The following is a 296-nucleotide window of genomic DNA, read 5'->3' as shown; positions in this document are numbered from 1 at the left end:
TCAGCTTTTTTTATTGCGATCCACCGTACTTTGCAACCGAAAACTACTACAAAGACGTTGGTTTTAAAACCAAGGATCATATTAGGCTCAGGGATTCGCTAATGGATATCAAGGGCAAGTTTCTTGTTTCCTACAATGACTGTCCAGAAATCCGTGAGATATGGGATAAGCCTAATATTCACATTGAGGAGATCAGCAGACTGAATAATCTGGCGCAGAGATACGACGGCGGCTGTCAGTATGCGGAGCTGCTCATATCCAATTACGATACAAGCGAGAGATTACAGGCGGTTCGC

Annotated in this window: 1 protein-coding gene; it reads left to right on the top strand. The window is 43.9% G+C overall.

Annotated elements, in window-relative coordinates; translation table 11 throughout:
- Positions 1 to 296, top strand: a 296-nt coding sequence (locus DWX59_RS28380) for a DNA adenine methylase (protein WP_207660475.1), incomplete at both ends; no start/stop codon positions are given.

Source organism: Enterocloster aldenensis (genome assembly GCF_003434055.1).
GTDB classification, from domain to species: domain Bacteria; phylum Bacillota; class Clostridia; order Lachnospirales; family Lachnospiraceae; genus Enterocloster; species Enterocloster aldenensis.
This window is presented reverse-complemented; position numbering and strand designations above follow the sequence as displayed.